Below are 23,131 nucleotides of genomic sequence, written 5' to 3' on the forward strand. Positions count from 1 at the left end.
CCCGATGTCCTCCCTCACGTACGACCTCACGCTCGCCGGCCTCTCCGTCGGCAGCGCGGCCGCGCTCACCGGGATCGGCCTGATCGTGACGTACCGCGCGACCGGCGTGCTCAACTTCGCGCACGGTGCGATCGCGATGGTGTGCGCGTACGTGCTGCGGCAGTGCGTGGTCGAGTGGGGCTGGCCGCTGTGGCTCGGGGCGACGGTGACGCTCGTCGTCCTGGCCCCGGCGATCGGCGTGGTTCTGGAACGGTTCGTCTTCCGGCCCCTCGCCGTCCTGGGCAGCGACCCGGCGCAGACGCTCGTCGCGTCCATCGGGGTCTTCGTGCTGCTGGTCGGCGGGGCGGCGCTGGTGTGGGGGCAGGGGGCGCGGGACGACGCCCCGGAACTGGTCTCGGAGGACCCCTGGGGCCAGCTGGCGGTGGTGCTCGTGCTGGCCGTGGGTGTCGGCGCGGTGATCCGGTGGACGCGGTTCGGGCGGGAGCTGCGGGCCGTGGTCGACGACCGGCAGCTCGCGGTGCTCGGCGGGATCGACGCGGACCGGGTGGCGGCGGCCGGCTGGGCCTTCGGTGCGTTCACGGCGGGCCTGACGGGGGTGCTGCTGGCGCCGCACGTGCGCCTGGACCCGTACGGCCTGCCGCTGCTCGTCATGGAGGTGGTGGCGGTCGCGGTGGCGGCGCGGATGCGGAACCTGCCGGTGGCCGTCGTCGTGGCGCTGGGCATCGGGATCGCGCAGAGCCAGTTGACGCGGCTGCATCCCGCCGGCTGGGGCGAACCTCTGCTGCAGGCGGTGGGCGCGAACCTGTTCGTGGTGGCCCTCCTGGTCGCCGCCCTGGCTCTGCCGCGGATCGGCACCCGCGACGCACTTCCCCGGACGGCCACCGCACGCGTGCCGACACCGCCGGGCGCCTGGACAGTGGCCGTCGTCCTGTTCCTGCTCCCGCTGGGTTTCGCGGGTTCGGACCTGCACACCTCGGTCCAGGTGCCGGCGCTGGGCGTGGTCCTGCTGTCCCTGGTGGTGGTCACCGGCCGGGGCGGCCAGATCTCCCTGGGACAGGCCGCTTACGCGGGCCTGGGCGCCCTGTTCACGGCCCTCCTCGCGGCGGGCCGTTTCCCGGTGCTGCCGCGGCTGCCCGAGCTGGCCGCCCTGGCGGTGGCGGTCGTCCTGGTGGCTCCCCTTGGGCTTCTGACGGGCTGGCCGGCGATCGGCCGCCAGGGGCTCGCCCTCGCACTGGCGACGTTCGCGGTGGGCGTCGGCGTGAGCCGCTTCGTCTTCGCCCAGCCGTACGCCACCTCCGGCCTCGCCCTGGACCGCCCGGCGGGCTTCGACGGCGACCGCGCCTACTACGTCCTCGAACTGGCCCTGCTGGCAGCGGCGTTGCTGGCCACGCGGGCGCTGCGCAGGGGCCGCACGGGCCGGGCCCTGGCCGCGATGCGCGACCACGAGTCGGGCGCCTCCGCAGCCGGCGTCCAGGTCCCCTCGCTCAAGCTCCTGGCCTTCGTCTCGGGCGCCGCGCTGGCCGCGCTCGGCGGCGGCATGCTCGGCATGGGCCTGCGGGCCTTCGACCCGAGCACCTACGACCCCGTGCGCAGCCTGCTGTGGTTCGCCGCCGTCGTGGTACTGGGCGCCGACAGCACCCTGGGCGCCCTGGCCGCAGCCGCCCTCCTGGTGGGCCTGGACGCGGGCGCCCGCGGCGGCATGGCGGCGGCCCTGATCGGCGTGCTGGCGGTACTCGTGGGCCGCTTCCCGGGCGGCCCGTACGAGGCTCTGCGAAGGGCGGCGGGAGCGCTGCGGCTACGGCGGGGGGCGAGGCTGACGCCTTTGGGGGCACGGGTGCGGGCGAGGCTGCGGCCTGCGGAACGACCGGCCGGCTCCCCACGGAATCGAGCCGCAGCCGCCGATGGCGCGCGGCCACCACAAGGGCCACCCGCGCCCGACAACGAAAGCGCCACGGGTGGTGCGGGTGGGACCTCCAACCCGGCCGAAGGCCGGGCGCCCACCCACACACCCGCACCCGCACCAACCCTCACAGCCCACACCCTCCACGCCCGCTACGGCGGCTTCCAGGCGCTCGACGGAGTAGACCTCACCGTCCCCCCGGGACAGATCACCGCCGTCGTCGGCCCCAACGGGGCAGGCAAGAGCACCCTCTTCCACTGCCTGGCAGGAACCCTGCACCCCACCCAAGGTCAAGTCCGCCTGGGCCCAAGGAACATCACGCGACTCGCCGCCCACACCCGGACCCGCCTGGGAATCGCCCGCACCTTCCAACAGCTCTCCGTCTTCCCGTCGTTGACGGTGGCCGAGAACGTCCGCGTGGGCGCCGAACAGGGCCGGGTGACCGACCCCGCAGCCGTCGACCGGGCATTGCGGCTGCTCGGCCTCGACGGCCCCGTACGGACCCTGCCCGCCGCCGACCTCCCCACCGGCACACTGCGCCGCGTAGAACTGGCCAGAGCCCTCGCAGGCAGCCCCCGCGTGCTGCTGCTCGACGAGCCCGCAGCCGGCCTCGACAGCACCGAGGTCGCCGCCCTGGCACGGGTGCTGAAGGCCCTGGCAGCCGACGGCACCGCCCTCCTCGTGGTGGAGCACGACCTGGACCTGGTCGCCGACCTCGCGGACGTCGTGCACGTCATGACGGCGGGCCGCATCGTCGCCTCCGGCCCACCCGGACACGTACTCGACACCCTCGGCACCGGGGAGGCGGGCCCATGACCATCTCCCTGCGCCACGCGCGCGTGCGTTACGGCCCCCTGGAGGCCCTGCACGGCGTCACCCTCGCCGCCCCCGGCCCCGGCCTCACCGTCCTGCTCGGCCGCAACGGCTCCGGCCGTACGACCGCCCTGCGCGCGCTGGCCGGTGTCGTACCGCTGTCCGGCGGCGCGGTGGTGTGGGACGGCGTCGACGTGAGCCGGACACCGGCGTACGAGCGGGCTCGGCGGGGGCTGTGTCTGGTTCCCGAGCGGCAGGCCGTGTTCGGCTCCCTCACCGTGCGCGAGAACCTCGAACTGGCGTCCGGGGACCATGGCTTCGCCCTGGAGGCCTATCCGCAGCTTGAGCCGCTGCTCGCGCGCCGCGCCGGCACCCTCTCCGGCGGCGAGCAGCGCATGCTCGCGCTCTCCCGCGCCCTGCTGGCACGCGCACGCGTGGTGCTCGTCGACGAGCCCGCGCAGGGCATGTCGCCCGCGGTCGCGGCCCGCACCTACGAGCTGCTGGGCGCCCTCGACGCCTGCGTCGTCATCGCCGAGCAGCGGCTGCCGCCCGGGCTGCAGGACCGGACGGGGGTCATCGTGTACGAACTGCGCCGCGGCACCGTCGTGTTCAGCGGAGAGGCGGGCGAACGGGAGTCTCGTCCTGGGTCAGGGGCGGGCCGGCCGCCTCGAAGTCCCGGTACGGCTCCTGGGCGCGGGCCGAGCCCCGCGGGATGAGCAGCTGCGTACCGACGTTCAGCCGGGTCGGATGCTCGCCGACCATGTCCCTGTTGGCCCGGTACAGCGACAGCCAGCCGCCGTCGACGCGGTACCTGTCCGCGATCGACACCAGCGTCTCGCCGGCGTGGACGGCGTGCACGCGCCCCTGGAGGCGGTAGCGCTGGGAGCAGGCCGGCCAGGTCTCCCATCCCTGGGCGGCCAGCACCTTCTCGGCCACGGCGATCTGCTCCTCGCGGCTGGCGAGATCCGCGCGCGGGGCGTACTTCAGCCCGCCGAAGTACTTCCAGGTGGACTGCCGGAACTGCAGCCCGCCGTAGAAGCCGTTCCCGGTGTTGATGTCCCACTGTCCGCCGCTCTCGCAGTCCGCGATGCATCCCCAGGGCCAGTGGTCCTTGGCGCAGGCGTAGGACAAGCGCACCGGAAGCGTTCCCGGCAGCGGTGGCGGTGGTGCCGCCTGCGCCGTGACGGGGACGAGGGCGCCGAACAGGGCGGCGGCCAGCGCGAGTGCGAACTGCTTACGGTGCATGCGGAACATCGGGCCACGGTAAGCAGTGGGCGGCCCGCGACCGCTCCGGCGCGTCCGATGGGCCGAAGGGCCCCACCCGGTCGGACGACCGGACGGAGCCCTTCGGCGAGGGGAGCGGCTCAGAGGTCGAGCTGCTGCCCGGGCACGATCAGATCGGGGTCGGAGCCGATGACGGCCTTGTTGGCGGCGTACAGCCGCTGCCAGGTGGTCCCGTGCCGGGCGGCGATCTTGCTCAGGGTGTCGCCCTCGCGGACGGTGTAGTCGCCGCGGGAGGCACTGCGCGCCGTGTGGCCCGTCGAACGTGCCGATGTCTTCGACGGCTTCGACTTGGTGACCGGTTTCGGCTTGGTGACCGATGAGGACTTGGTGGTGACGGAGCCGGAGGAGGCCGCGGGTGCGCTGCCGTACGCTCCGGCCCGTGCCGAACAGACCGGCCAGGCACCCCAACCCTGGGCGTGCTGGACCTTGGTGGCCACTGCGATCTGCTGTTCCCTGGAGGCCCCGGCGGCCGTCGGCGCATAGGCCGCGCCACCGTACGCGCGCCAGGTGCCGGCGGAGAACTGCAGCCCGCCGTAGTAGCCGTTGCCGGTGTTGATGTGCCAGTTGCCGCCGCTCTCGCACTGGGCGATGCGGTCCCACACCCCGCCGTCCGCCGCCGCGGCGTTGCCGGTCGCGGCCAGCAGCCCGAGCGGGGCGAGCAGTGCCGCCCCGGCGAGGAGCGCCGTCGTACGGTTCCTGCGGACGTTGTCACGGCTGGTATCGGCACACTCGGACATGTAATTCCCTCTCGAAACACCCGGGCTCCCCCAAGGCGGGGCGCGCTCACGGCACATGGGCCGGTCGCCGCGCTCCGCCCCGTCCGCCGGTGATCGCGTTCTGCTGGTACTGCTGGCTGGTGCGGTCGGCGGACGTTCCCGAGCGGTGCTCGTTGCACACGGCGGAGGAATCTAAGGAGCCTGTCGAGGCGTCAGCAACCAACTGCTTGTCATTCCAGGCCAGTTCGCCGTTACCGCCGGTATCGGCAATTTTCGGCCACCCACTTAATTCGCGGATTTCCTGATTTGTCGACCATGGGTCGTGACGATCTGTGACCCACTTCACGCAACCAACTTCCTTGGATTTCCAAGGAATTGACAATGAGTGTCCGATTCCGCACCTGCGGTGACCCTGCGCGGTGGATGGTTCGACTCCGTTCGCCCTGAAGCGTGACTCCCGCCACAGATCGCCCGTTGTCTTCTTCATGAGCCCGGGACCCGCCCGGTTCACACTTCCCGAGGGGAGCCACCCGTGCCGCGCATGCTCGACGTCAGCGACGAGGTACGAGCCGAGATCGGCGACGAAGAAGCCGACCGGCTGCTCGCCGGAGAGAACGCCCCCGGCAGTTACGACTGCACCTCCTGCCGCACCCCGGGCGACTCCGAACAGGAGCGCACCAGCACCGTCCTGTTCGTCGGCGAGGAGACCGCCGTCCTCGCCTTCGCCCACGCCACCTGCCTGCCCTCGCAGGTCGTCCAGGTCACCGAGGAGCAGCTCCAGGGGGCCGTGCGCTCCATCTCCGGGGACACCGTGGACCTGGACCCCGCCCAGGTCGTCCCCGAGCAGGCCGTGCTCGGAGTGACCAGCGGACTGGTCCTGATCGCCGGTGAGTTGCACCCGGCGCTGGTCGTCGAGCCGACCGGACCCATCGTGCGGCCGGGCACGACCGGCCTCGGTGACGACTTCCTGCCGCTGCTGATCGAGCAGGGGTTCATGCCGCTCATGGAGCTGTCCGAGGTGCCACCGGTGCTGCACGGCTGGTCGGTGCTGCTCGCCATGGGCCAGCTGCACGCCGTGCTGCAGCCCGGCACGAACGGCGGGCAGCCGGTGGCATGGTGGCAGGCGCATCAGCCGCTGCAGGTGACCGACGGCTGGCGGGCCGCCGCCAACAAGCACCAGCAGGTGCTCATGTTCGCCGCGCCGGTGGGGTCCATCGGGCGTCAGCCCCGGGAGGACCTGCTGCGGGACGCGCTCGACAAGGCGGCGGCCAACGGGAAGCTGGTCGGCGTCGCCATGCCGCTCGCGGGCACATGAGATCACCCAAAGAGGCGGATATCAACCGCATCCCTTGAAGTTCGGGGTCGTTTGGACATACGTGCACGCATACGACATCCCCCGCCGCCAGTCCTTCCAGCCGATTCCCTCCGCCCGCTCGGCCCAGGACATTTCGGGCAGCCACTCGGCCACGCCCATCTACGACGCACTCTGGTCCGAGTACGTCAAGTCCTTCCGCACGCTGCCGGGTGACCGCAGCGGCGAGGAGAACCTGGGGTTCGTCGCCTTCGGCAACATTCCGACCAGCTCGGAGCAGCACGGAGGTCATCGGCCGGGATCGTTCAGCAGCTCGTACAGCGCCTACAGCGCCGGGGCCTACAGCGCCCGGCAGCAGACGCAGTGGCAGCGCTTGCCGGCCGCACTGCCACCAGGACCGCGCGGCGTTCGCTGACACAAGGGGGTGGGCGGTCCCGATCGGGACCGCCCACCCCCTTGTGTGGCCTACTTCTTCTTGCTGCCGCGCTTCTCGCGCACCCGCACCGAGATATGGATCGGCGTCCCCTCGAAGCCGAACTCCTCGCGCAGCCGGCGCTCGATGAAGCGCCGGTAGCCCGCCTCGATGAAGCCGGAGGCGAACAGCACGAACCGCGGGGGCTTGGTGCCGGCCTGGGTGCCGAAGAGGATGCGGGGCTGCTTGCCGCCGCGGATCGGGTGCGGGTGGGCGGCGACCAGCTCGCCGAGGAAGGCGTTGAGACGGCCGGTGGGGACACGCGTCTCCCAGCCGGCCAGCGCGGTCTCGATCGCCGGGACCAGCTTCTCCATGTGACGGCCGGTGCGGGCGGAGACGTTCACCCGGGGCGCCCACGCGACCTGGCCGAGCTCGGTCTCGATCTCCCGCTCCAGGTAGTAGCGGCGCTCCTCGTCGAGGGTGTCCCACTTGTTGTAGGCCATGACGATCGCCCGGCCCGCCTCGACGGCCATGGTGACGATCCGCTGGTCCTGTACCGAGATGGACTCGGAGCCGTCGATCAGGATGACCGCGACCTCGGCCTTCTCGACGGCGGCGGCGGTGCGCAGGGAGGCGTAGTAGTCGGCGCCCTGCTGGAGGTGGACGCGCTTGCGGATACCGGCGGTGTCGACGAACTTCCAGGTGACCCCGCCGAGTTCGATGAGTTCGTCGACCGGGTCGCGGGTGGTGCCCGCCAGCTCGTTGACGACGACGCGCTCCTCGCCCGCCACCTTGTTGAGGAGGGAGGACTTGCCGACGTTCGGGCGGCCGATCAGGGCGATGCGGCGCGGGCCGCCGACCGCGGTGCCGAAGGTCTGCTCGGGTGCGTCCGGCAGGACCTCGAGGACGGCGTCCAGCATGTCGCCGGTGCCGCGGCCGTGCAGCGCGGAGACGGGGTGCGGCTCACCGAGGCCCAGCGACCACAGGTAGGCCGCGTCCGCCTCACCGCTCTGGCCGTCGACCTTGTTGGCCGCCAGCACCACCGGCTTGCCGGCCTTGCGCAGCAGCCGTACGACCGCCTCGTCGGTGTCGGTGGCGCCGACCTTGGCGTCGACGACGAACACCACGGCGTCGGCGGCCTCGATCGCGTACTCGGCCTGCGCGGCCACGGAGGCGTCGATGCCGAGGACGTCCTGCTCCCAGCCGCCGGTGTCGACGACCTTGAAGCGGCGGCCCGACCACTCGGCCTCGTAGGTGACGCGGTCGCGGGTGACGCCGGGCTTGTCCTCGACGACTGCCTCGCGCCGTCCGATGATGCGGTTCACCAGGGTCGACTTGCCGACATTCGGGCGGCCGACGACGGCGAGGACGGGCAGCGGGCCGTGACCGGCCTCCTCGATGGCGCCCTCGACGTCCTCGAGGTCGAAGCCCTCTTCCGCGGCGAGCTCCATGAAGTCCGCGTACTCGGCGTCGCCAAGTGCTCCGTGGTCGTGCTCCTCGCCCGAGCCGTCGGAGTGGATGTGGTCGCTCATGAAGTCCGTACCTCGTCGTTCATCGTGGTGATCGGTGGACCGTCCGGTTTCTCCGGCTGATCCACTACTGAAGTGTCGCTCAGCGCCCGGTCAGGCGCCTGGCGTTTTCCAGGTGAGCGGTGAGCTGCTTCTGGATGCGTTCGGTCGCCTCGTCGAGCGCCTTGCGCGTGCGCCGTCCGCTGCCGTCGCCCGCCTCGAAGGGGTCGCCGAAGACGACGTCGATACGGCTGCGCAGCGGAGGCAGCCCCTTTATCAACCGTCCCCGCCGCTCGGAACTTCCCAGTACGGCGACCGGGACGACCGGTGCTCCACTGCGTACGGCGAAGTAGGCGAGCCCGGCGCGCAGCGCGGCGAAGTCGCCCTCACCGCGGGTGCCCTCCGGGAAGATGCCGAGGACCCCGCCGGCGGACAGCACGTCCAGCGCCTGCGTGATCGCCGTGCGGTCGGCACCCGACCGGTCGACCTTGACCTGCCCGATGCCCAGCAGGAAGGGGTCCAGTGGGCCGACGAACGCCTCCTTCTTGATCAGGAAGTGCGTCGGCCGGGGCGCCACGCCCATGACCATCGGACCGTCGATGTTGTGGGAGTGGTTGACGGCGAAGATCACCGGGCCGGTGGCGGGCACCTTCCAGGAACCCAGCACGCGCGGCTTCCACAGCCCGTACATCAGGCCGACGCCGATCCGCCGCCCGACCTCGGCGCCTTTCTCGGAGGGGACGGAGGGTGCGGTCACTTCCCGGCCCGCTTCTCCTCGACGAGGGTGACGACGCACTCGATGACCTGCGCGAGGGTGAGGTCGGTGGTGTCCACCTCGACCGCGTCGTCCGCCTTGGCGAGCGGCGAGGTCTTGCGGGAGGAGTCGGCCGCGTCGCGCTTGATCAGCGCCTCGCGGGTGGCGTGCACGTCGGCGCCCTTCAGCTCGCCGCTGCGGCGGGCGGCACGCGCCTCCGGCGAGGCGGTGAGGAAGATCTTCAGGTCGGCGTCGGGCAGCACGGTGGTACCGATGTCACGGCCCTCGACGACGATGCCGTGCTCCGCGGAGGTGGCCAGCGAGCGCTGCAGCTCGGTGATCCGGGCCCGCACCTCGGGCACCGCGCTGACCGCGCTGACCTTGGAGCTGACCTCCTGGGTGCGGATCGGGCCGGCCACGTCGGTGCCGTCGACCGTGATCGTCGGATTGGCCGGGTCGGTGCCGGAGACGATCTCGGCCTTGCCCGCCACGGCGGCGATAGCGGACGGGTCGTCGATGTCGATCCCGTTGGTCACCATCCACCAGGTGATCGCCCGGTACTGGGCGCCGGTGTCCAGGTAGCTCAGGCCGAGCTGCGCGGCGACGGCCTTCGACGTGCTCGACTTGCCGGTGCCGGCCGGACCGTCGATGGCGACAATCACGGGCTTGGCGACGCCGTTTTCCACGGGGGGACACCTTCCTGGTGCGATGCGGTGGGTGTGCGGGGCCGCGAGGGTGCCCTGCACAAGGTTACTGGGTGCGCGTCACTCGTCCGGACGCGCAGGTCTCGGCCGCTGATGGACGCCGGCCGGCACCCCCGGCCCGTCCGGCGTTCGAGGACGAGGCCGTTCAGGCCGAAGGCGGGGGTCTGGGGGCGGAGCCCCCAGGGACGGGTAGGGGCGGCGGGGGCGAGAGAACTACTGCCGGATCGCCCAGCCCCGCTCCCGCAGCGCCGCCGTGAGGACCGGCGCCGCCTGCGGCTCCACCATCAGCTGCACCAGACCCGCCTGCTGCCCGGTCGCGTGCTCGATCCGCACGTCCTCGATGTTGACCCCGGCCCGACCCGCGTCGGCGAAGATCCTCGCCAGCTGACCCGGCTGGTCGTCGATGAGGACGGCCACGACCTCGTACGCCCGCGGAGCGGACCCGTGCTTGCCCGGCACCCGGACCTGTCCGGCGTTCCCGCGCCGCAGGACGTCCTCGATGCCCAGGACGCCCTCCCCGCGCTTGGCCTCGTCGGAGGACTGCAGGGACCGCAGCGCCTGCACCGTCTCCTCCAGGTCGGCGGCGACGTCGGAGAGCAGGTCGGCGACCGGCCCGGGGTTCGCGGACAGGATGTCGATCCACATCCGGGGGTCGGAGGCGGCGATCCGGGTCACGTCCCGGATGCCCTGGCCGCACAGTCGTACGGCCGCCTCCTCGGCGTTCTCCAGCCGCGCGGCGACCATGCTGGACACCAGGTGGGGCATGTGGGAGACCAGGGCGACGGCGCGGTCGTGGGCGTCGGCGTCCATGACGACCGGGACGGCCCGGCAGTGCGAGACCAGCTCCAGGGCGAGGTTGAGCACCTCGGTGTCGGTGTCCCGGGTCGGCGTCAGCACCCAGGGGCGGCCCTCGAAGAGGTCACCGGTCGCCGCGAGCGGCCCGGACTTCTCGCGGCCCGACATCGGGTGCGTGCCGATGTACTTCGACATCACGGACGGGTCCAGGCCCAGCGCCTCCAGCTCGCGGCGCGGTCCGCCCTTGACACTGGCCACGTCGAGGTAGCCGCGGGCCAGGCCCCGGCGCATGGCGTCGGCCAGGACTCCGGCCACATGGGCGGGAGGCGCGGCGATGATCGCGAGGTCGACAGGGCCGGCGGGGGCCTCGTCGGTGCCGGCGCCGAGCGCGGCGGCCGTACGGGCCTGCTCCCGGTCGTGGTCGGAGAGGTGGACGACGACGCCCCGCTGGGACAGGGCGATGGCGGCGGACGTACCGATGAGCCCGGTGCCGATGACGAGCGCGGTCCTCACTGGGCGATGTCCTTGCGCAGGGCGGCTGCGGCGCCGAGGTAGACATGGGCGATGTCGGCGCGCGAGCGGTCGGACTCGATGTGCGCCAGGACCCGCACGACGCGCGGCATGGCGCCCTCGATGTCGAGTTCCTGGGCGCAGATCAGCGGTACGTCGACGATGCCGAGCTTGCGTGCGGCGGCCGCCGGGAAGTCGCTGTGCAGGTCGGGCGTGGCCGTGAACCAGATGCTGATCAGGTCGTCGGTGCTCAAGGCGTTCCGCTCCAGGATGGCGGTGAGCAGGGCCCCGACCTGCTCGTCCATGTGCCCGGCCTCGTCCCGTTCCAGTTGGACGGCTCCCCGGACCGCTCGTACCGCCACGGCTGCACTCCTCGCTGATGTACGGATCGGCTTTCGACCCTCCAGCCTAGTCAGGCCGCGGCGGACGGGTGCGCGACGCCCGCCCGCTGAGACAGCGGCTCCGATGCCCGGTCAATGTCACTGAATCGCCCCAATTTCGCTACTTGGGGCGGCTCGCCCCTGTGCGCCTCTTTACGTCGGGGCCGCCGGTCCGCTCTGATGGCAGGACACTCGCCTCGGGGGAGGCCCGTATGAAGCGTCCTGGACCGCTGCTCACCCTGCTCGCGGGACTGCTGCTCGGCCTGTTCATGCTGTCGCTCAACGCGACGACGGGGACGAAGAGCGCCTCGTCCCCGTACAAGGAGAAGTCGCCCGCCGTCACGGTGTCGCCGACTCCCTCGAAGGCCACCGCGCCGACCGGCCCGTCGCCGTCGCGGACGGCCGCGGCCCAGGGTGTCTACACCGGCCGTACCGACGACGACTCGTCCGCCGTGGCCGTCTCACTGCGCGACGGCAAGGCGATCGCGTACTTCTGCGACGGCCACAACATCGAGTCCTGGCTGAAGGGCGCGGTGACGGACGACGGCAGTCTGAGCCTGACCGGTGACCACGGCGCGAAGCTGACCGGCACGCTGAAGGGCGGCAGGCAGATCCGGGGCACGGCCGAGGTCGGCGGCGGGCACTACGCCTTCACCCTCGACAAGGCGAAGAAGCCGTCCGGGATCTACCGGGCGAACAGCCAGGTCGCCGGCGCCAGGATCGTCGGCGGCTGGATCGTCCTGCCGGGCGGCAAGCAGGTCGGCATCGTCACCCGCGACGGAGAGCCCTCGGCCGCGCCGGCCATCGACCCGGCGACGGGCGCGGTGACGGTCGACGGACGGCGGCTGACGGCACATCCCGTAACTCCTTGATCCTCCTGACCTGGGAGACGACACCATGACCGTCGACCCGAACGCCGCGACCCAGAGCTTCCCGCCCTCCGAACCCGCCCATCGCGCTCCCAGTCCCGCCCGCTATCTGATCCCGGCCCTCGTCGCCGCCGCGGTGGCCGTCGGCCTCGGGGTGTACGGCAAGGTGCACGACCCCACCGGGACGGCCTTCAACCTGGCCGGGTTCAGCAGCACGGGCGCGGTGAAGTCATGGCTGGCGTCGACCGCGTTCTTCTTCGCGCTCGTCCAGCTGGTCAGTGCGTTCATGGTGTACGGCAAGCTGCCGGGGCCGCGCTGGGCGTCGACGCTGCACCGCTGGTCGGGACGGATCGCGTTCCTGGTGGCGGTCCCGGTCGCCGTGCACTGCCTGTACGCGCTGGGCTACCAGACCTACGAGACGCGCGTGATGTGGCACTCCGCCCTGGGTTGCTTCTTCTTCGGTGCCTTCAGTGCCAAGATGCTGCTGCTCCGCTCTCAGCGGCTCCCCGGCTGGCTGCTGCCGCTCGTCGGCGGGCTGGTCTTCACCGTTCTCACGCTCATCTGGCTGACCTCCGCCCTCTGGTTCTTCCGCACGTTCGGAGTGACGACATGACCCACCGCTCCACGCGGCGCACGGTTCTCATCGCGACGGGCGCGGCGACGCTCGCCGCGGGCTGCAGCAAGTACGGCGACAACAGCGACTCCGGGTCCTCCGCGAACGCATCCGGCGGGCAGGAGCTGGCGAAGACCTCCGAGATCCCCGTCGGCGGCGGCAAGATCTTCAAGGACCAGAAGGTCGTGGTCACCCAGCCGAAGAAGGACGAGTTCAAGGCCTTCTCGGCGATCTGCACCCACCAGGGCTGCACGGTGAGCACCATCTCGAACGGCACCATCGACTGTCCCTGCCACGGCAGCAAGTACCGCATCGCCGACGGCTCGGTGGCCGGCGGCCCCGCACCGAAGCCGCTGCCGGCGGAGCAGATCAAGGTGGAGGGAAATTCGATCCGCCTGGCGTGAGGGGCCGCGTACGCTCCGGGGCATGCTTCCCGAGACCCTGGTGCGCGACCACACGATCTACGCCTGCGTGATGGGTTCACGCGCGTTCGGGCTGGCGACGGACGGCAGCGACACCGACCGCCGGGGCGTGTTCGTGGCGCCCACTCCCCTGTTCTGGCGCTTCGAGAAGCCGCCGACGCATGTCGAGGGCCCGGCCGAGGAGCAGTTCGGCTGGGAGCTGGAACGGTTCTGCGAGTTGGCCCTGCGCGCCAACCCGAACATCCTGGAGTGCCTGCACTCCCCGCTCGTGGAGTACGTCGACGACACCGGCCGCGAACTCCTCGCGCTGCGCGGGGCCTTCCTCTCCCGCCGGGCCCACGAGACGTTCACGCGCTACGCCCTCGGCCAGCGCAAGAAGCTGGGGGCCGACGTCCGCACCCATGGCGCACCGCGCTGGAAGCACGCCATGCATCTGCTCCGCCTCCTGATGAGCTCCCGCGACCTGCTGCGCACGGGCGCCCTCACCCTCGACGTGGGCGAGCAGCGCGAGCCCCTGCTGGCGGTGAAGCGGGGCGAGGTCCCGTGGCCGGAGGTCGAGTCGTGGATGAACCGCCTGGCCGCGGAGGCCGACGAGGCAGCCCGCCACAGCCCCCTCCCCGAGGAGCCGGACCGCGCCCGCGTCGAGGACTTCCTCGTCCGCGTCCGCCGCGCCTCAGCCTTCCAGCCGGACGCGTACGACGAAGTCGTGCAGGGCGTCGTACACGGCCGGGGCGTCCGGTAGCACCGAGGTCTCCTGCGCCGCGTCCAGCACGCCGTGCAACTGCTCTACGTCGGCCTGCACGCGCGCGTGGTCGACTTCGGCACCCCCGTGCTCCTGCTCCGCCTTCGCCGAAATCAGCTCCGACAGGTAGCCGGGGGCGTCCACCTCGCCCAGCAGCGTGGGCAGATGGGCCTGCACCTCGCCGCTGCGCATCAGATGGATCCCGGTGAGCAGGACCCGGAACGTGTAGAGCAGCGGCTTGAGCTCACCGGTCTTCTCGAACAGCCGCCACTGGGTGTTCGCGAACCCGCGGTAGTGATGGGCGTGATGGCTGGTCAGGACACCTGGCGCGAGCGCGGCCAGCTCGCGGTGCGCGTCGGTCGTATGCACGACCAGGGGCGACAGCAGCTGCTCCAGCACATAGCCGTTGCGGCGCAGCATCAGCCGTACGAACTTGCGCAGGTCGTGCGTGACAAGGTCCAGCTCGACGCCGTCCCGGTCCCACATCCGGGACCGGGTCTCGTCCGGCTCCCCCAACCCCAGCAGGTCCGCGATCGGCAGCAGGTGCACGCCCCGCAGGTCCACGTCCGAGTCGCGGGACGGGAAGCCGTAGAGGTGGGCGCCGGAGACGGTCGCGAACAGCACCGGGTCGGGCTGTTCGGCGACCACCGGCGTGAGGTCGAGGGCCAGGGCGTCGATCATGACTCAAGCGTCCCAGAGGGCGCCGAGGGTCAGCAGGTCGGTGCGGTATTCGATGCGGTCGGCCCACTCGGTCGGCCAGGCGTCGGCGCCCAGGTGCGCGCCTGCGAAGGCGCCCGTCAGGCAGGCGATGGAGTCCGAGTCGCCCGAGGTGCAGGCGGCCCGCCGGATGGCCGTCACCGGTTCGTCGGGGAACTGCAGGAAGCACAACAGGCCGGTCGCCAGGGCCTCTTCGGCGATCCAGCCCGCGCCGGTGGCCAGGCACGGGTCGGTCTCGGTCGAGGATGTGCGTACGGCGTCCTGCAGCCGGCCGAGGATCTCCAGGCACTCGTCCCAGCCGCGGGCGATGAAGTGCTCGGGGCTCGGGTCCTGACTGCGCGTCCACAGGTCGCCGAGCCAGCGCTCGTTGTAGTGGCTGCGGTTCTCCAGGGCGTACGAGCGCAGCAGGCCGACGAGGCCGGTCGGCTCGGCGCCCTGTGCGAGCAGCCGTACCGCGCGGGCGGTGAGGTCGGAGGCGGCGAGGGCCGTCGGATGGCCGTGGGTCAGGGCGGACTGCAACTGGGCGGCGCCCGCGCGCTGTTCGTCGCTCAGGCCGGGGACGAGCCCGACGGGCGCGACCCGCATGTTGGCACCGCAGCCCTTGGAGCCGATCTGGCTGGCGTCCTGCCAGCGGCGGCTCTCGTCCTTCAGCAGGTAGCAGGCCAGCAGGCAGGTGTTCCCGGGCGCCCGGTTGTTCTCCGGCGAGTCGTGCCAGTCCACGAACTCCTTGCGCAGCGGGCCCGCCAGGCTTTCCGGCGCGAGCACCCCGTGATCCATGGCCGTCCGCAGCGCCCTCCCCACCGCCAGCGTCATCTGCGTGTCGTCGGTGACGATCGCGGGCTTCGGCAGCCGCATCTGCCGCCACGGCCCGAACTTGGCGAGGATCGACGGCACGTCGTTGAACTCGGTCGGGAAGCCGAGGGCGTCCCCGAGCGCGAGGCCGGTCAACGCCCCGGTGGCTGCTTGCTTGTCGACGATGGTGGCGGTCATGCGGGGCGTCCTTCCCGGGACGGTCGGAGGAGGGGTGGGTGCAGCGCGGTGGCCGGGCCCGCCCGATAGAGCGCGGCGGGTTTGCCCCGGCCGCCGGTGAGGCGGGCGGCGCCCGGCACGGCCTCGACGAAGCCGGGCGTGGCGAGCACCTTGCGGCGGAAGTTGGGCCGGTCGAGAGCCGTGCCCCAGACCGTCTCGTAGACGCGCTGCAGCTCGCCGAGCGTGAATTCGGGCGGGCAGAAGGCGGTGGCGAGACAGGTGTACTCCAGCTTGGCGCCGACCCGTTCGTGGGCGTCGGCGAGGATCGTGTCGTGGTCGAAGGCGAGCGGGCGGGCCGAGTCGTACGGCAGCCAGCTCGCCCGCGCCGCGTCGCTGCCGGCCTGCGGTTCGGGCGCGTCGGGCAGCAGCGCGGTGAAGGCGACGGACACGACCCGCATCCGGGGGTCGCGGTCGGGTTCGCTGTAGGTCCGCAGCTGCTCCAGATGCAGCCCGGTGACGTCCCGGAGGCCGGTCTCCTCGGCGAGTTCGCGCCGGGCGGCCGTCTCCGCCGACTCCCGTGGCTCCACGAAGCCGCCGGGCAGTGCCCAGTGACCGGCGTAGGGGTCCTGGCCGCGCTCCACGAGGAGGACGTGCAGAGCGCCGTCACGGATCGTCAGGACGGCGAGGTCGACGGTGACGGCGAAGGGTTCGTAGGCGTACTTGTCGTACTCCATGACACCGGACCTCCAACCCCCCGGACGCTTTAATGGTCATGTCGACCATAATCGCGGGGCGGGTGCTTACACAACACCCGAGCGCTTCCACAACTCGCGGGCTTCCACGCCCCCGAGAGGGGTAACCGGCACCGCATGGGCGAGATCCTCGTGGGCACGTGCTCGTGGACGGACCGGGCACTGGTCGGCAGCGGCTGGTATCCGGCAGGGCGCAAGGACGCGGAAGGGCGGCTGAGGCACTACGCCGAACGGTTCCCGGTCGTCGAGGTCGGCTCGGCGTACTACGCACTGCCGAGCGCCCGCAACAGCCTCCTGTGGACCGAACGGACCCCGGACGGCTTCGTCTTCGACGTGAAGGCGTTCTCGCTGCTCACGGGCCACCCGACGCGAGACGCGGTGATGCCGGACGGGCTTCGGGCCGACCACCGGGATCCGAAGGTGCTCGACCAGGTGTGGGCGCGCTTCACCGAGGGGATCGAGCCGCTGCGGGCGGCCGGGCGGCTCGGCAGCGTGCTGTTCCAGATGCCTCCGTGGTTCTCCCCCGGAAAGCGGGGCGGTGAGTTCCTGCGGGAGTGCGCCGAACGGACCGAAGGGTGGCCGGTCTCCGTGGAGTTCCGGCATCCCGGATGGTGGCGGCCGGAGTGGGCGGAGGCCACGCGCGCGTTACTGACCCGGTACGACATGACCGCCGTGGCGGTGGACATGACCCAGTCGCTTCCCTTGTCGATCCCGCCCGTCACGCCGGTCGCCGCGCCACGGCTGTCCGTCGTCCGGTTCCACGGGCGGAGCGCGGTCTGGGGGTCGGGGAGCAAGGAGGACCGGTTCCGGTACGACTACGGGGAGGACGAACTCATCGACTGGCTGCCCCGGTTGCGGTCACTGGCCGGACGGACGGAGCAGCTCCACGTGCTGTTCAACAACTGCTGCGGTGCCGCCGCGGTCCGCGCCGCCGAGACCATGAAGGGGCTGCTCGGCGGCGCGGAGTGGGCTCACACCCGCGTGTGTGACGGCGCGAACGCCGCCACCACCGCCCCCACTCCGGCCGCGCCGGCCGACACCCACAGGGCCGGTGCGCAGCCGTCCAGGAAGGACGACGGTGAGCCGTAGCCGCCGTACTGCGTGAAGACCAGGGCGGCGACGGCGATGCCGAAGACGCCGCCCAGTTCGCGCAGGGCGTTGTTCACGCCGGCTGCCACACCCGCGTCGCCGAGGGGGACGGCGGAGGTCACGGCGTTGGCGACGCTCGGGAAGACCATGGAGATGCCGATGCCCGCGATGATCAGCGGGAGGACCAACTGCCCGTAGCTGACGCCTGGTTCGACCTGCCAGGCGAGCAGCGCCAGGCCCAGGGCCTGCAGGGCGAGGCCGCCGAACATGAAGGGCCGGGTGCCGAAGCGGTCCGCGAGGGCGCCCGCGACCGGGGCGACCAGCAGCGGCATCGCGTTCCAGACGAGGATGCGCACGCCCGCCTGGAGCGGGGAGTAGCCGAGCCCGGTCTGGAAGAGCTGCGTGATCATGAAGAGGGCGCCCAGCAGGGACCCGAAGACCAGGAAGGCGGCCGCGTTGGCCACGGAGAAGCCGCGGTTGCGGAAGTGCGCGAGCGGCAGCATCGGGTAGCGGGCTCCCCTGCGCTCCCAGAGCAGGAAGGCGGCCAGGAACACGATCCCGGCGGCGAGTGCGGTCAGCACCTCGGCGCTCCCCCAGCCCGCCTGCGGCGCCCGCACCGGCGCCCAGGCCAGCCCCGTCACTCCGACGGCCGCCAACACCAGTCCCACGAGGTCGAGTTGGGGCCGCGTGCCGTAGCTCTCGCGGAGCCTGGTCGCGGCGAACGGCAGCATCGCAAGGCCGATGGGCACGTTCAGCCAGAAGATCCACTGCCAGGACAGGCCCTCGGTGACGGCCCCGCCGAGCACCGGACCGGCCGCGACCCCGAGCCCGGTCACCCCGCCCCAGACGCCGATGGCGACACCTCGCTTCTCGGCCGGGAACGCCTCGCTGATCAGGGTCAGGGTGAGGGGAAGCAGCACGGCGGCTCCGGCGCCCTGCACCACGCGCGCGCCGATGAGCTGGCTCGGGCCGCCCGCCAGCGCGGAGGCGGCCGAGCCCAGCGTGAAGACGGCGAGCCCGGCGAGGTACATCCGCCGCCGTCCGAACCGGTCGCCGAGCGCGGCGCCGGTCAGGGTCAGACAGGCGAAGACCAGGTTGTAGGCGTTGATCGTCCACTCCAGGTCCGACAGGCTCGCCCCGAAGTCGGCCCGCAGGGCGGGCAGCGCGGTAGCGACGACCACGACGTCCAGCGAGCACAGCAGCGCGCCGAGCCCGGCGAGTACGACGGTCCACACCGGTCGGTGCGGGGCCTGTTCGGCGGGCGGTTTGCGTACGGAGACACTCAGTGTGTCGGTCATGACGGGAGTTCCTTCCATGAGCTCTTGAGGTCGCTCACGGAAGGCAGACCACCCTCACCCCGGAAAGGAATCGCACCGCCCCAGGAAGGCCAGCAGGCGCGCCTCGGGCCCCGCATCCAGCGGTACGGCGACGGGCGCGCCGAACCGCACGCCCCGGTCCTCCAGCGCCACCACGCACTGGGCCACCGGCAGCAGCTCCGCCGCCAGCGGGCCCGGTACGGGCCGGGGCCGCCCGCAGGCCTGCGCCACGTCCCATCCGTGCACCGCGATCTCCACCGCTCCCACGGCGGCCATCACGCGTACGTCCAGCGGCACTTCGCCCACCACCACCTGCTCCCCGTGCCCGGCCGCCCAGGCGCCGAGCACAGCACACGCGCGCGTGCGGAACGCGCAGGCGAGATCTCCCCCGGGACGCCCCGGCGTGAGCCCGATCCGCCCGCCGGTCAGCCCCTCGTGCAGGGCGTCCAGCGAGTCGTCGAGATGCCCGAGCAGCTCCCCCAGGTCCCACTCGGCGCACGGGGTGCCCCGCTCAAGACTCCCGGGCCCGACGCCGGCGACACTCCCCAGCGCGTAGGCGATCGAACGCTCCAGCAGCTCACCGCAGTTCACGACAGCACCCTGGGGAACCCGAAGCGGTCTACCTGCGCCAGGTCGATGAAGGCCGTGATGCGGGCCAGTGAGCCGCCCGCCACGGTGAGCACCTGCACCGAGTGCGCCCGCAGCAAGCCGTCCACCCCGCGCACGTACATGACGACGGCCGGCTGCCCGTTCGCACGCGTGGGCAGCATCCGGTAGCGGCCCTCCCCATGCCCCCTGGCCCGCAGGAACAGCAGCACGTCCTTCTTGCCGTGGAACCACTCCAGATTGGGCGGCATCTCCAGTTCGACGCCGTCCTGGAGGAGGTCGAGCAGCGCGTCCATGTCGGCGCGTTCGAAGGCGGCCATGTACCGGTCGAGCACCTCGCGGTCCGCCGTGCCCTCGGGCTCGACGACGAGGTCCTCGTCGGGAGCGACCTCGTCGAGCCGGGCACGCGCGCGTTGGAGGCTGCTCTTGACGGCGGCCGTCGAGGTCCCGAGCAGCGAGGCGACCTCGGACGCCCGCCAGGCCAGCACGTCCCGCAGGATGAGCACGGCCCGCTGCCGGGCGGGAAGATTCTGCAGCGCGGCGACCAGTGCGAGCCGCAGGCTGCCGCGGGCGGCCACCACGGTCGCCGGGTCGACGAGAGAGTCGGGCAGCGGCTGGAGCCACGGAACATCCGTCGCAGGGGTCCTCAGCGGCTCCTCAGGCGCCTGTGACGGCCCACCGAGCCCCGCGGGCAGCGGACGCCTCGCGCGGCCCTCCAGCGCCGTCAGACACGTGTTGGTGGCGATGCGGTGCAGCCAGGTCCGCAGGGACGCGCGACCCTCGTACCCCTCGTAGGACCGCCAGGCCCGCAGATATGTCTCCTGCACCAGGTCCTCGGCGTCGTCGACCGAGCCCAGCATCCGGTAGCAGTGCGCGAGCAGCTCCCGCCGGTACGGGTCCGTCAGCCGGACGAACTCGTCGCGGTCCGTCGTCGTAGCAGGCATGGCCATTCCTCTCGCCGGTCACGAGTACAGACCGGCGGGGGACCGAAAACGCATCGGCCGGTCCCGGAGAGGATCCGGAACCGGCCGTCGCACAGGGCTGCCAGAGGTCGCTGCCAGAGGTCGCTGCTAGAGGTCGCTGCTAGAGGTCGACTTCCTGCATCAGCATGCCGACCTCGGTGTTCGACAGCCTCCGCAGCCAGCCCGACTTCTGGTCGCCCAGGGTGATCGGACCGAAGGAGGTGCGCACCAGCTTCTCCACCGGGAAGCCGGCCTCCGCGAGCATGCGGCGCACGATGTGCTTGCGGCCCTCGTGCAGGGTCACCTCGACCAGGTAGTTCTTGCCGGTCTGCTCGACCACCCGGAAGTGGTCCGCGCGCGCGTACCCGTCCTCCAGCTGGATGCCGTCCTTGAGCTTCTTGCCCAGGTCGCGCGGGATCGGGCCGACGATCGCGGCGAGGTAGGTCTTCTTCACGCCGTACTTGGGGTGCGTCAGGCGGTGCGCCAGCTCGCCGTGGTTGGTGAGCAGGATGACGCCCTCGGTCTCGGTGTCGAGCCGCCCCACGTGGAAGAGCCGGGTCTCGCGGTTGGTGACGTAGTCGCCGAGGCACTGCCGGCCCTCGGGGTCCTCCATCGTCGATACGACACCGGCGGGCTTGTTCAGCGAGAAGAACTGGTACGACTGCGTGGCGACGGTCAGGCCGTCGACCTTGACCTCGTCCTTCTCCGGGTCGACGCGCTTGCCCTGCTCCAGGACGATCTCGCCGTTGACCTCGACGCGGGCCTGCTCGATCAGCTCCTCGCAGGCGCGCCGGGAGCCGTAGCCCGCGCGCGCGAGCACCTTCTGCAGCCGCTCGCCCTCCTGCTCGGCGCCCGGGAAGGTCTTGGGCAGCTTGACGTCCTTCTTGCCCGCGTACCGCTCGCGGTTGCGCTCCTCGGCCCGGGCGTCGTACTCACGGGAGCTCGCCGGAGCCGTACGGCCGCGCCCCGTGCCCTGGCCCTGCCTGGGGCCGCCCTTGGCGCCGCCGCGCGCCGAGGCGCCGCGCCCCGACTTCGGGCCGTCCTGGGTGGCGCCGGGGCCCACGTCGTAGCGCCGCTCCTCCGGGCGGGGCTTCTTCGGCCGGCCGCCCTGCTTGTCGTCGCGGTTGTTACCGGCGCCGCGGTAATTACCGCGGCCACCGCTGCTCCCGCCGCGGCCGCCGCTGTTGCCACCACGGCTCCCGCCGTTGTTTCCGCTGCTGTTCCTGCCGCTGCTGCTTCGCATCAAAGTTCCGTCTTGTCGTCTGCGTCCTCGGAATCCGGAGCGTCCGGATCGAACGACGGAACCCCTTCCAGTGTCTCGGCCTCGATCGCCTCCGCCTCCGGGAGGAAGGGCGCGAGCTCCGGGAGCTCGTCCAGGCCGCGCAGGCCCATCCGCTCCAGGAAGTAGTTCGTCGTCGTGTACAGGATCGCACCTGTTTCGGGTTCCGTGCCCGCCTCCTGGACCAGACCCCGCTGCAGCAGGGTGCGCATGACCCCGTCGCAGTTCACTCCTCGTACGGCCGAGACCCGGCTGCGGCTGACCGGCTGGCGGTAGGCGACGACGGCGAGGGTCTCCAGAGCGGCCTGGGTGAGCCGGGCCTGCTGGCCGTCCAGGACGAAGCCTTCCACGGCCGCCGCGTACTCGGGCCGGCTGTAGAAACGCCAGCCCCCGGCGATCAGCCGCAGCTCGAAGCCGCGGCCCTGCACGGCGTATTCATCGGCCAGCTCCCGCAGTGCGTCCCCGACCTGCCGCTTGGGCCGCTGGAGGATCTTCGCGAGATGTTCCTCGGTCGCGGGCTCGTCCACGACCATGAGGACGGCCTCCAGGGCGGGCTTGAGGTCGAGGTCGGCGACGGTGCGGAGCCCTGCCGGGAGGGCGGTGGTGTCCTCGCTCACGCCTTGTCCTCCTTGGACGGCTCGGGCGGTCGGTCGAATTCGTCGGTCACCATCGGCTGGGCTTCGCCCTCGCCGCCGGTCCAGCGCACGATCAGCTCGCCGAGCGCCGTCTCCTGGTCGAGGGCGACGGCCTTCTCCCGGTACAGCTCCAGGAGGGCGAGGAATCGCGCGACGACGGTGAGGGTGTCGTCGGTGTCCTCGACCAGCGCCCGGAAGCTGGCCTCGCCGAGCTCCCTGAGCCGGGCGACCACGATGCCGGCCTGCTCCTGCACGCTGACCAGCGGTGCGTGGATGTGGTCGACGTACACCTGGGGCTTCGGCTTCGGCTGCATCGCTTTGACGGCGAGCTTCGCGAAGCCCTCCGGCCCGATGCTGATGACGACCTCGGGCAGCAGCTCGGCGTGATGCGGCTCGAGTCCGACGGTGCGCGGATAGCGCCGGGCCTCCTCGTCCAGCCGCTGGTTGAAGATGTCGGCGATCTGTTTGTAGGCGCGGTACTGCAGCAGCCGCGCGAACAGCAGGTCGCGCGCCTCCAGGAGCGCGAGGTCGGCCTCGTCCTCGACCTCGGCGGAGGGCAGCAGCCGGGCTGCCTTGAGGTCGAGCAAGGTGGCCGCGACCACGAGAAACTCGGTCGTCTGGTCCAGGTCCCAGTCCGGCCCCATGGCCCGGATGTGCGCCATGAACTCGTCGGTCACCTTGGACAGCGCGACCTCGGTGACGTCCAGCTTGTGCTTGGAGATCAACTGCAGCAGCAGATCGAAGGGCCCCTCGAAGTTGGAGAGCCGAACCTTGAAGACACCACCGCCGTCGGCCTCACCGGGGTCGGCTTCCACCCCCACCCCTGCTCCCTGGGGCGCGCCACCGGACCCGTCCGGAGGCCCGGGCGCCAGGACTTCCGTCCGAGACTCGGATCCCGCCCCCGGAATCAGGACTTCCGGCTCGCGCACCATCTCAGGAGCCACAGCTTCCGGCTCTCGCACCCCCTCGGGAGCCGCGGCCTCCGCCGAACGCGCAGAGACCGCCTCCGGCCCCTGGACACCCGCCTCTGGACCCGGCTCCACGCCTGCGGACCGCCACCCCGCGACATCTT

The 23,131-nt window shown here is 71.9% G+C and carries 26 protein-coding genes; 9 read left to right on the top strand and 17 right to left on the bottom strand.

Annotated features, from left to right (window positions below; all coding sequences use genetic code 11):
* Positions 1 to 4 precede the first annotated feature (4 nt).
* Complete coding sequence (locus ACFY1E_RS15680) at positions 5 to 2,716, top strand: ATP-binding cassette domain-containing protein (protein ID WP_389075912.1); 2,712 nt, start codon at positions 5 to 7, stop codon at positions 2,714 to 2,716.
* On the top strand, positions 2,713 to 3,429 hold the full coding sequence (locus tag ACFY1E_RS15685) for an ATP-binding cassette domain-containing protein (protein ID WP_389075915.1): 717 nt from the start codon (positions 2,713 to 2,715) through the stop codon (positions 3,427 to 3,429). Before ACFY1E_RS15680 ends, ACFY1E_RS15685 begins: the two co-directional genes overlap by 4 nt.
* On the opposite strand, the gene ACFY1E_RS15690 is transcribed toward ACFY1E_RS15685, so the two are convergent.
* The 3 genes from ACFY1E_RS15690 to ACFY1E_RS15700 form a co-directional block, all read right to left on the bottom strand.
* Entirely contained in the window at positions 3,323 to 3,967 is a 645-nt protein-coding gene (locus tag ACFY1E_RS15690; RefSeq protein WP_389075917.1) for a transglycosylase family protein, read from the bottom strand. The two genes, ACFY1E_RS15685 and ACFY1E_RS15690, sit on opposite strands and share 107 nt — an antisense overlap.
* A gap of 110 nt (positions 3,968 to 4,077) precedes the next feature.
* Positions 4,078 to 4,734, bottom strand: a complete 657-nt coding sequence (locus tag ACFY1E_RS15695) for a transglycosylase family protein (protein WP_389075920.1) — start codon at positions 4,732 to 4,734, stop codon at positions 4,078 to 4,080.
* Positions 4,735 to 4,780: 46 nt separating this feature from the next.
* Positions 4,781 to 5,059 (bottom strand): hypothetical protein, encoded by a 279-nt coding sequence (locus ACFY1E_RS15700; RefSeq protein WP_389075922.1) that lies wholly within the window; start codon positions 5,057 to 5,059, stop codon positions 4,781 to 4,783.
* Positions 5,060 to 5,245: 186 nt separating this feature from the next.
* Between ACFY1E_RS15700 and ACFY1E_RS15705 the strand changes: the two genes are divergently transcribed.
* Both ACFY1E_RS15705 and ACFY1E_RS15710 read left to right on the top strand, forming a co-directional pair.
* Positions 5,246 to 6,028: a hypothetical protein gene (locus tag ACFY1E_RS15705; protein WP_389075925.1), complete on the top strand. Its 783-nt coding sequence runs from the start codon at positions 5,246 to 5,248 to the stop codon at positions 6,026 to 6,028.
* 61 nt (positions 6,029 to 6,089) lie between these two features.
* A complete protein-coding gene (locus ACFY1E_RS15710; protein WP_389075927.1) occupies positions 6,090 to 6,440 on the top strand; it encodes a hypothetical protein in 351 nt (116 codons plus the stop codon).
* 50 nt (positions 6,441 to 6,490) lie between these two features.
* Here the strand turns inward: ACFY1E_RS15710 and der are convergent, their stop codons facing one another.
* From der to aroH, 5 genes are all read right to left on the bottom strand, one after another.
* The gene (der, locus tag ACFY1E_RS15715) at positions 6,491 to 7,969 is read right to left on the bottom strand and encodes a ribosome biogenesis GTPase Der (RefSeq protein WP_389075929.1); all 1,479 of its coding nucleotides are present in this window, start codon (positions 7,967 to 7,969) and stop codon (positions 6,491 to 6,493) included.
* 79 nt (positions 7,970 to 8,048) lie between these two features.
* The gene (locus ACFY1E_RS15720) at positions 8,049 to 8,741 is read right to left on the bottom strand and encodes a lysophospholipid acyltransferase family protein (RefSeq protein ID WP_389075931.1); all 693 of its coding nucleotides are present in this window, start codon (positions 8,739 to 8,741) and stop codon (positions 8,049 to 8,051) included.
* Positions 8,699 to 9,385, bottom strand: a complete 687-nt coding sequence (cmk, locus tag ACFY1E_RS15725) for a (d)CMP kinase (RefSeq protein WP_115909017.1) — start codon at positions 9,383 to 9,385, stop codon at positions 8,699 to 8,701. Before cmk ends, ACFY1E_RS15720 begins: the two co-directional genes overlap by 43 nt.
* Positions 9,386 to 9,616: 231 nt before the next feature.
* A complete protein-coding gene (locus ACFY1E_RS15730) occupies positions 9,617 to 10,711 on the bottom strand; it encodes a prephenate dehydrogenase (RefSeq protein WP_389075934.1) in 1,095 nt (364 codons plus the stop codon).
* Positions 10,708 to 11,070 (bottom strand): chorismate mutase, encoded by a 363-nt coding sequence (gene aroH, locus ACFY1E_RS15735; RefSeq protein WP_389075935.1) that lies wholly within the window; start codon positions 11,068 to 11,070, stop codon positions 10,708 to 10,710. Before aroH ends, ACFY1E_RS15730 begins: the two co-directional genes overlap by 4 nt.
* A gap of 230 nt (positions 11,071 to 11,300) precedes the next feature.
* On the opposite strand from aroH, the gene ACFY1E_RS15740 reads away from it, so the two are divergent.
* From ACFY1E_RS15740 to ACFY1E_RS15755, 4 genes are read left to right on the top strand one after another with little or no spacing between them, the layout of a single operon-like run.
* Positions 11,301 to 11,960, top strand: coding sequence for a hypothetical protein (locus ACFY1E_RS15740; RefSeq protein WP_389075938.1), 660 nt, complete (start codon positions 11,301 to 11,303; stop codon positions 11,958 to 11,960).
* Between the two features lie 25 nt (positions 11,961 to 11,985).
* A complete protein-coding gene (locus tag ACFY1E_RS15745; protein WP_389075939.1) occupies positions 11,986 to 12,570 on the top strand; it encodes a DUF6529 family protein in 585 nt (194 codons plus the stop codon).
* Positions 12,567 to 12,974, top strand: a complete 408-nt coding sequence (locus tag ACFY1E_RS15750; protein WP_389075940.1) for a Rieske (2Fe-2S) protein — start codon at positions 12,567 to 12,569, stop codon at positions 12,972 to 12,974. The genes ACFY1E_RS15745 and ACFY1E_RS15750 overlap by 4 nt, the downstream gene beginning before the upstream one ends.
* 22 nt (positions 12,975 to 12,996) lie before the next feature.
* Complete coding sequence (locus ACFY1E_RS15755; protein ID WP_389075943.1) at positions 12,997 to 13,734, top strand: DNA polymerase beta superfamily protein; 738 nt, start codon at positions 12,997 to 12,999, stop codon at positions 13,732 to 13,734.
* Here the strand turns inward: ACFY1E_RS15755 and ACFY1E_RS15760 are convergent.
* The 3 genes from ACFY1E_RS15760 to ACFY1E_RS15770 are packed head-to-tail and all read right to left on the bottom strand — an operon-like array spanning position 13,666 to position 16,154.
* Positions 13,666 to 14,415 carry a DNA polymerase beta superfamily protein gene (locus tag ACFY1E_RS15760; protein ID WP_389075945.1) on the bottom strand — a complete coding sequence of 250 codons (750 nt, stop codon included), beginning with the start codon at positions 14,413 to 14,415 and terminating at the stop codon, positions 13,666 to 13,668. The genes ACFY1E_RS15755 and ACFY1E_RS15760 overlap by 69 nt on opposite strands.
* A 3-nt stretch (positions 14,416 to 14,418) precedes the next feature.
* Positions 14,419 to 15,441, bottom strand: coding sequence for an ADP-ribosylglycohydrolase family protein (locus ACFY1E_RS15765; RefSeq protein ID WP_389075947.1), 1,023 nt, complete (start codon positions 15,439 to 15,441; stop codon positions 14,419 to 14,421).
* Positions 15,438 to 16,154: an NUDIX domain-containing protein gene (locus ACFY1E_RS15770; protein ID WP_389075949.1), complete on the bottom strand. Its 717-nt coding sequence runs from the start codon at positions 16,152 to 16,154 to the stop codon at positions 15,438 to 15,440. The genes ACFY1E_RS15765 and ACFY1E_RS15770 overlap by 4 nt, the downstream gene beginning before the upstream one ends.
* Positions 16,155 to 16,289: 135 nt before the next feature.
* On the opposite strand from ACFY1E_RS15770, the gene ACFY1E_RS15775 reads away from it, so the two are divergent.
* Positions 16,290 to 17,261, top strand: a complete 972-nt coding sequence (locus ACFY1E_RS15775; protein WP_389075951.1) for a DUF72 domain-containing protein — start codon at positions 16,290 to 16,292, stop codon at positions 17,259 to 17,261.
* Here the strand turns inward: ACFY1E_RS15775 and ACFY1E_RS15780 are convergent.
* From ACFY1E_RS15780 to ACFY1E_RS15805, 6 genes are all read right to left on the bottom strand, one after another.
* Entirely contained in the window at positions 17,144 to 18,559 is a 1,416-nt protein-coding gene (locus ACFY1E_RS15780; RefSeq protein WP_389075953.1) for a DHA2 family efflux MFS transporter permease subunit, read from the bottom strand. The genes ACFY1E_RS15775 and ACFY1E_RS15780 overlap by 118 nt on opposite strands.
* A 54-nt stretch (positions 18,560 to 18,613) precedes the next feature.
* Complete coding sequence (locus ACFY1E_RS15785; protein ID WP_389075956.1) at positions 18,614 to 19,168, bottom strand: TIGR03086 family metal-binding protein; 555 nt, start codon at positions 19,166 to 19,168, stop codon at positions 18,614 to 18,616.
* Positions 19,165 to 20,127, bottom strand: a complete 963-nt coding sequence (locus tag ACFY1E_RS15790) for a sigma-70 family RNA polymerase sigma factor (protein WP_389075958.1) — start codon at positions 20,125 to 20,127, stop codon at positions 19,165 to 19,167. Before ACFY1E_RS15790 ends, ACFY1E_RS15785 begins: the two co-directional genes overlap by 4 nt.
* 139 nt (positions 20,128 to 20,266) lie before the next feature.
* Positions 20,267 to 21,388, bottom strand: coding sequence for a pseudouridine synthase (locus tag ACFY1E_RS15795; protein ID WP_351483619.1), 1,122 nt, complete (start codon positions 21,386 to 21,388; stop codon positions 20,267 to 20,269).
* The gene (gene scpB / locus ACFY1E_RS15800) at positions 21,388 to 22,041 is read right to left on the bottom strand and encodes an SMC-Scp complex subunit ScpB (protein ID WP_389075960.1); all 654 of its coding nucleotides are present in this window, start codon (positions 22,039 to 22,041) and stop codon (positions 21,388 to 21,390) included. The genes ACFY1E_RS15795 and scpB overlap by 1 nt, the downstream gene beginning before the upstream one ends.
* A complete protein-coding gene (locus tag ACFY1E_RS15805; RefSeq protein WP_389076040.1) occupies positions 22,038 to 22,991 on the bottom strand; it encodes a segregation and condensation protein A in 954 nt (317 codons plus the stop codon). Before ACFY1E_RS15805 ends, scpB begins: the two co-directional genes overlap by 4 nt.
* Between the last annotated feature and the right edge of the window lie 140 nt (positions 22,992 to 23,131).

It is taken from the genome of Streptomyces sp. NPDC001604, assembly GCF_042893475.1.
Taxonomy (GTDB): Bacteria; Actinomycetota; Actinomycetes; order Streptomycetales; family Streptomycetaceae; genus Streptomyces.

What these genes read in the sequence shown, in the direction of transcription:
- ACFY1E_RS15795 (WP_351483619.1), bottom strand. Translation starts at nt 21,388, where the DNA reads ATGCGAAGCAGCAGCGGCAGGAACAGCAGCGGAAACAACGGCGGGAGC.
- ACFY1E_RS15765 (WP_389075947.1), bottom strand. Translation starts at nt 15,441, where the DNA reads ATGACCGCCACCATCGTCGACAAGCAAGCAGCCACCGGGGCGTTGACC.
- ACFY1E_RS15770 (WP_389075949.1), bottom strand. Translation starts at nt 16,154, where the DNA reads ATGGAGTACGACAAGTACGCCTACGAACCCTTCGCCGTCACCGTCGAC.
- ACFY1E_RS15805 (WP_389076040.1), bottom strand. Translation starts at nt 22,991, where the DNA reads ATGGTGCGCGAGCCGGAAGTCCTGATTCCGGGGGCGGGATCCGAGTCT.
- ACFY1E_RS15745 (WP_389075939.1), top strand. Translation starts at nt 11,986, where the DNA reads ATGACCGTCGACCCGAACGCCGCGACCCAGAGCTTCCCGCCCTCCGAA.
- der (WP_389075929.1), bottom strand. Translation starts at nt 7,969, where the DNA reads ATGAGCGACCACATCCACTCCGACGGCTCGGGCGAGGAGCACGACCAC.
- ACFY1E_RS15740 (WP_389075938.1), top strand. Translation starts at nt 11,301, where the DNA reads ATGAAGCGTCCTGGACCGCTGCTCACCCTGCTCGCGGGACTGCTGCTC.
- ACFY1E_RS15750 (WP_389075940.1), top strand. Translation starts at nt 12,567, where the DNA reads ATGACCCACCGCTCCACGCGGCGCACGGTTCTCATCGCGACGGGCGCG.
- ACFY1E_RS15775 (WP_389075951.1), top strand. Translation starts at nt 16,290, where the DNA reads ATGGGCGAGATCCTCGTGGGCACGTGCTCGTGGACGGACCGGGCACTG.
- ACFY1E_RS15780 (WP_389075953.1), bottom strand. Translation starts at nt 18,559, where the DNA reads ATGACCGACACACTGAGTGTCTCCGTACGCAAACCGCCCGCCGAACAG.
- ACFY1E_RS15685 (WP_389075915.1), top strand. Translation starts at nt 2,713, where the DNA reads ATGACCATCTCCCTGCGCCACGCGCGCGTGCGTTACGGCCCCCTGGAG.
- ACFY1E_RS15695 (WP_389075920.1), bottom strand. Translation starts at nt 4,734, where the DNA reads ATGTCCGAGTGTGCCGATACCAGCCGTGACAACGTCCGCAGGAACCGT.
- ACFY1E_RS15790 (WP_389075958.1), bottom strand. Translation starts at nt 20,127, where the DNA reads ATGCCTGCTACGACGACGGACCGCGACGAGTTCGTCCGGCTGACGGAC.
- ACFY1E_RS15690 (WP_389075917.1), bottom strand. Translation starts at nt 3,967, where the DNA reads ATGTTCCGCATGCACCGTAAGCAGTTCGCACTCGCGCTGGCCGCCGCC.
- ACFY1E_RS15760 (WP_389075945.1), bottom strand. Translation starts at nt 14,415, where the DNA reads ATGATCGACGCCCTGGCCCTCGACCTCACGCCGGTGGTCGCCGAACAG.
- ACFY1E_RS15755 (WP_389075943.1), top strand. Translation starts at nt 12,997, where the DNA reads ATGCTTCCCGAGACCCTGGTGCGCGACCACACGATCTACGCCTGCGTG.
- ACFY1E_RS15680 (WP_389075912.1), top strand. Translation starts at nt 5, where the DNA reads ATGTCCTCCCTCACGTACGACCTCACGCTCGCCGGCCTCTCCGTCGGC.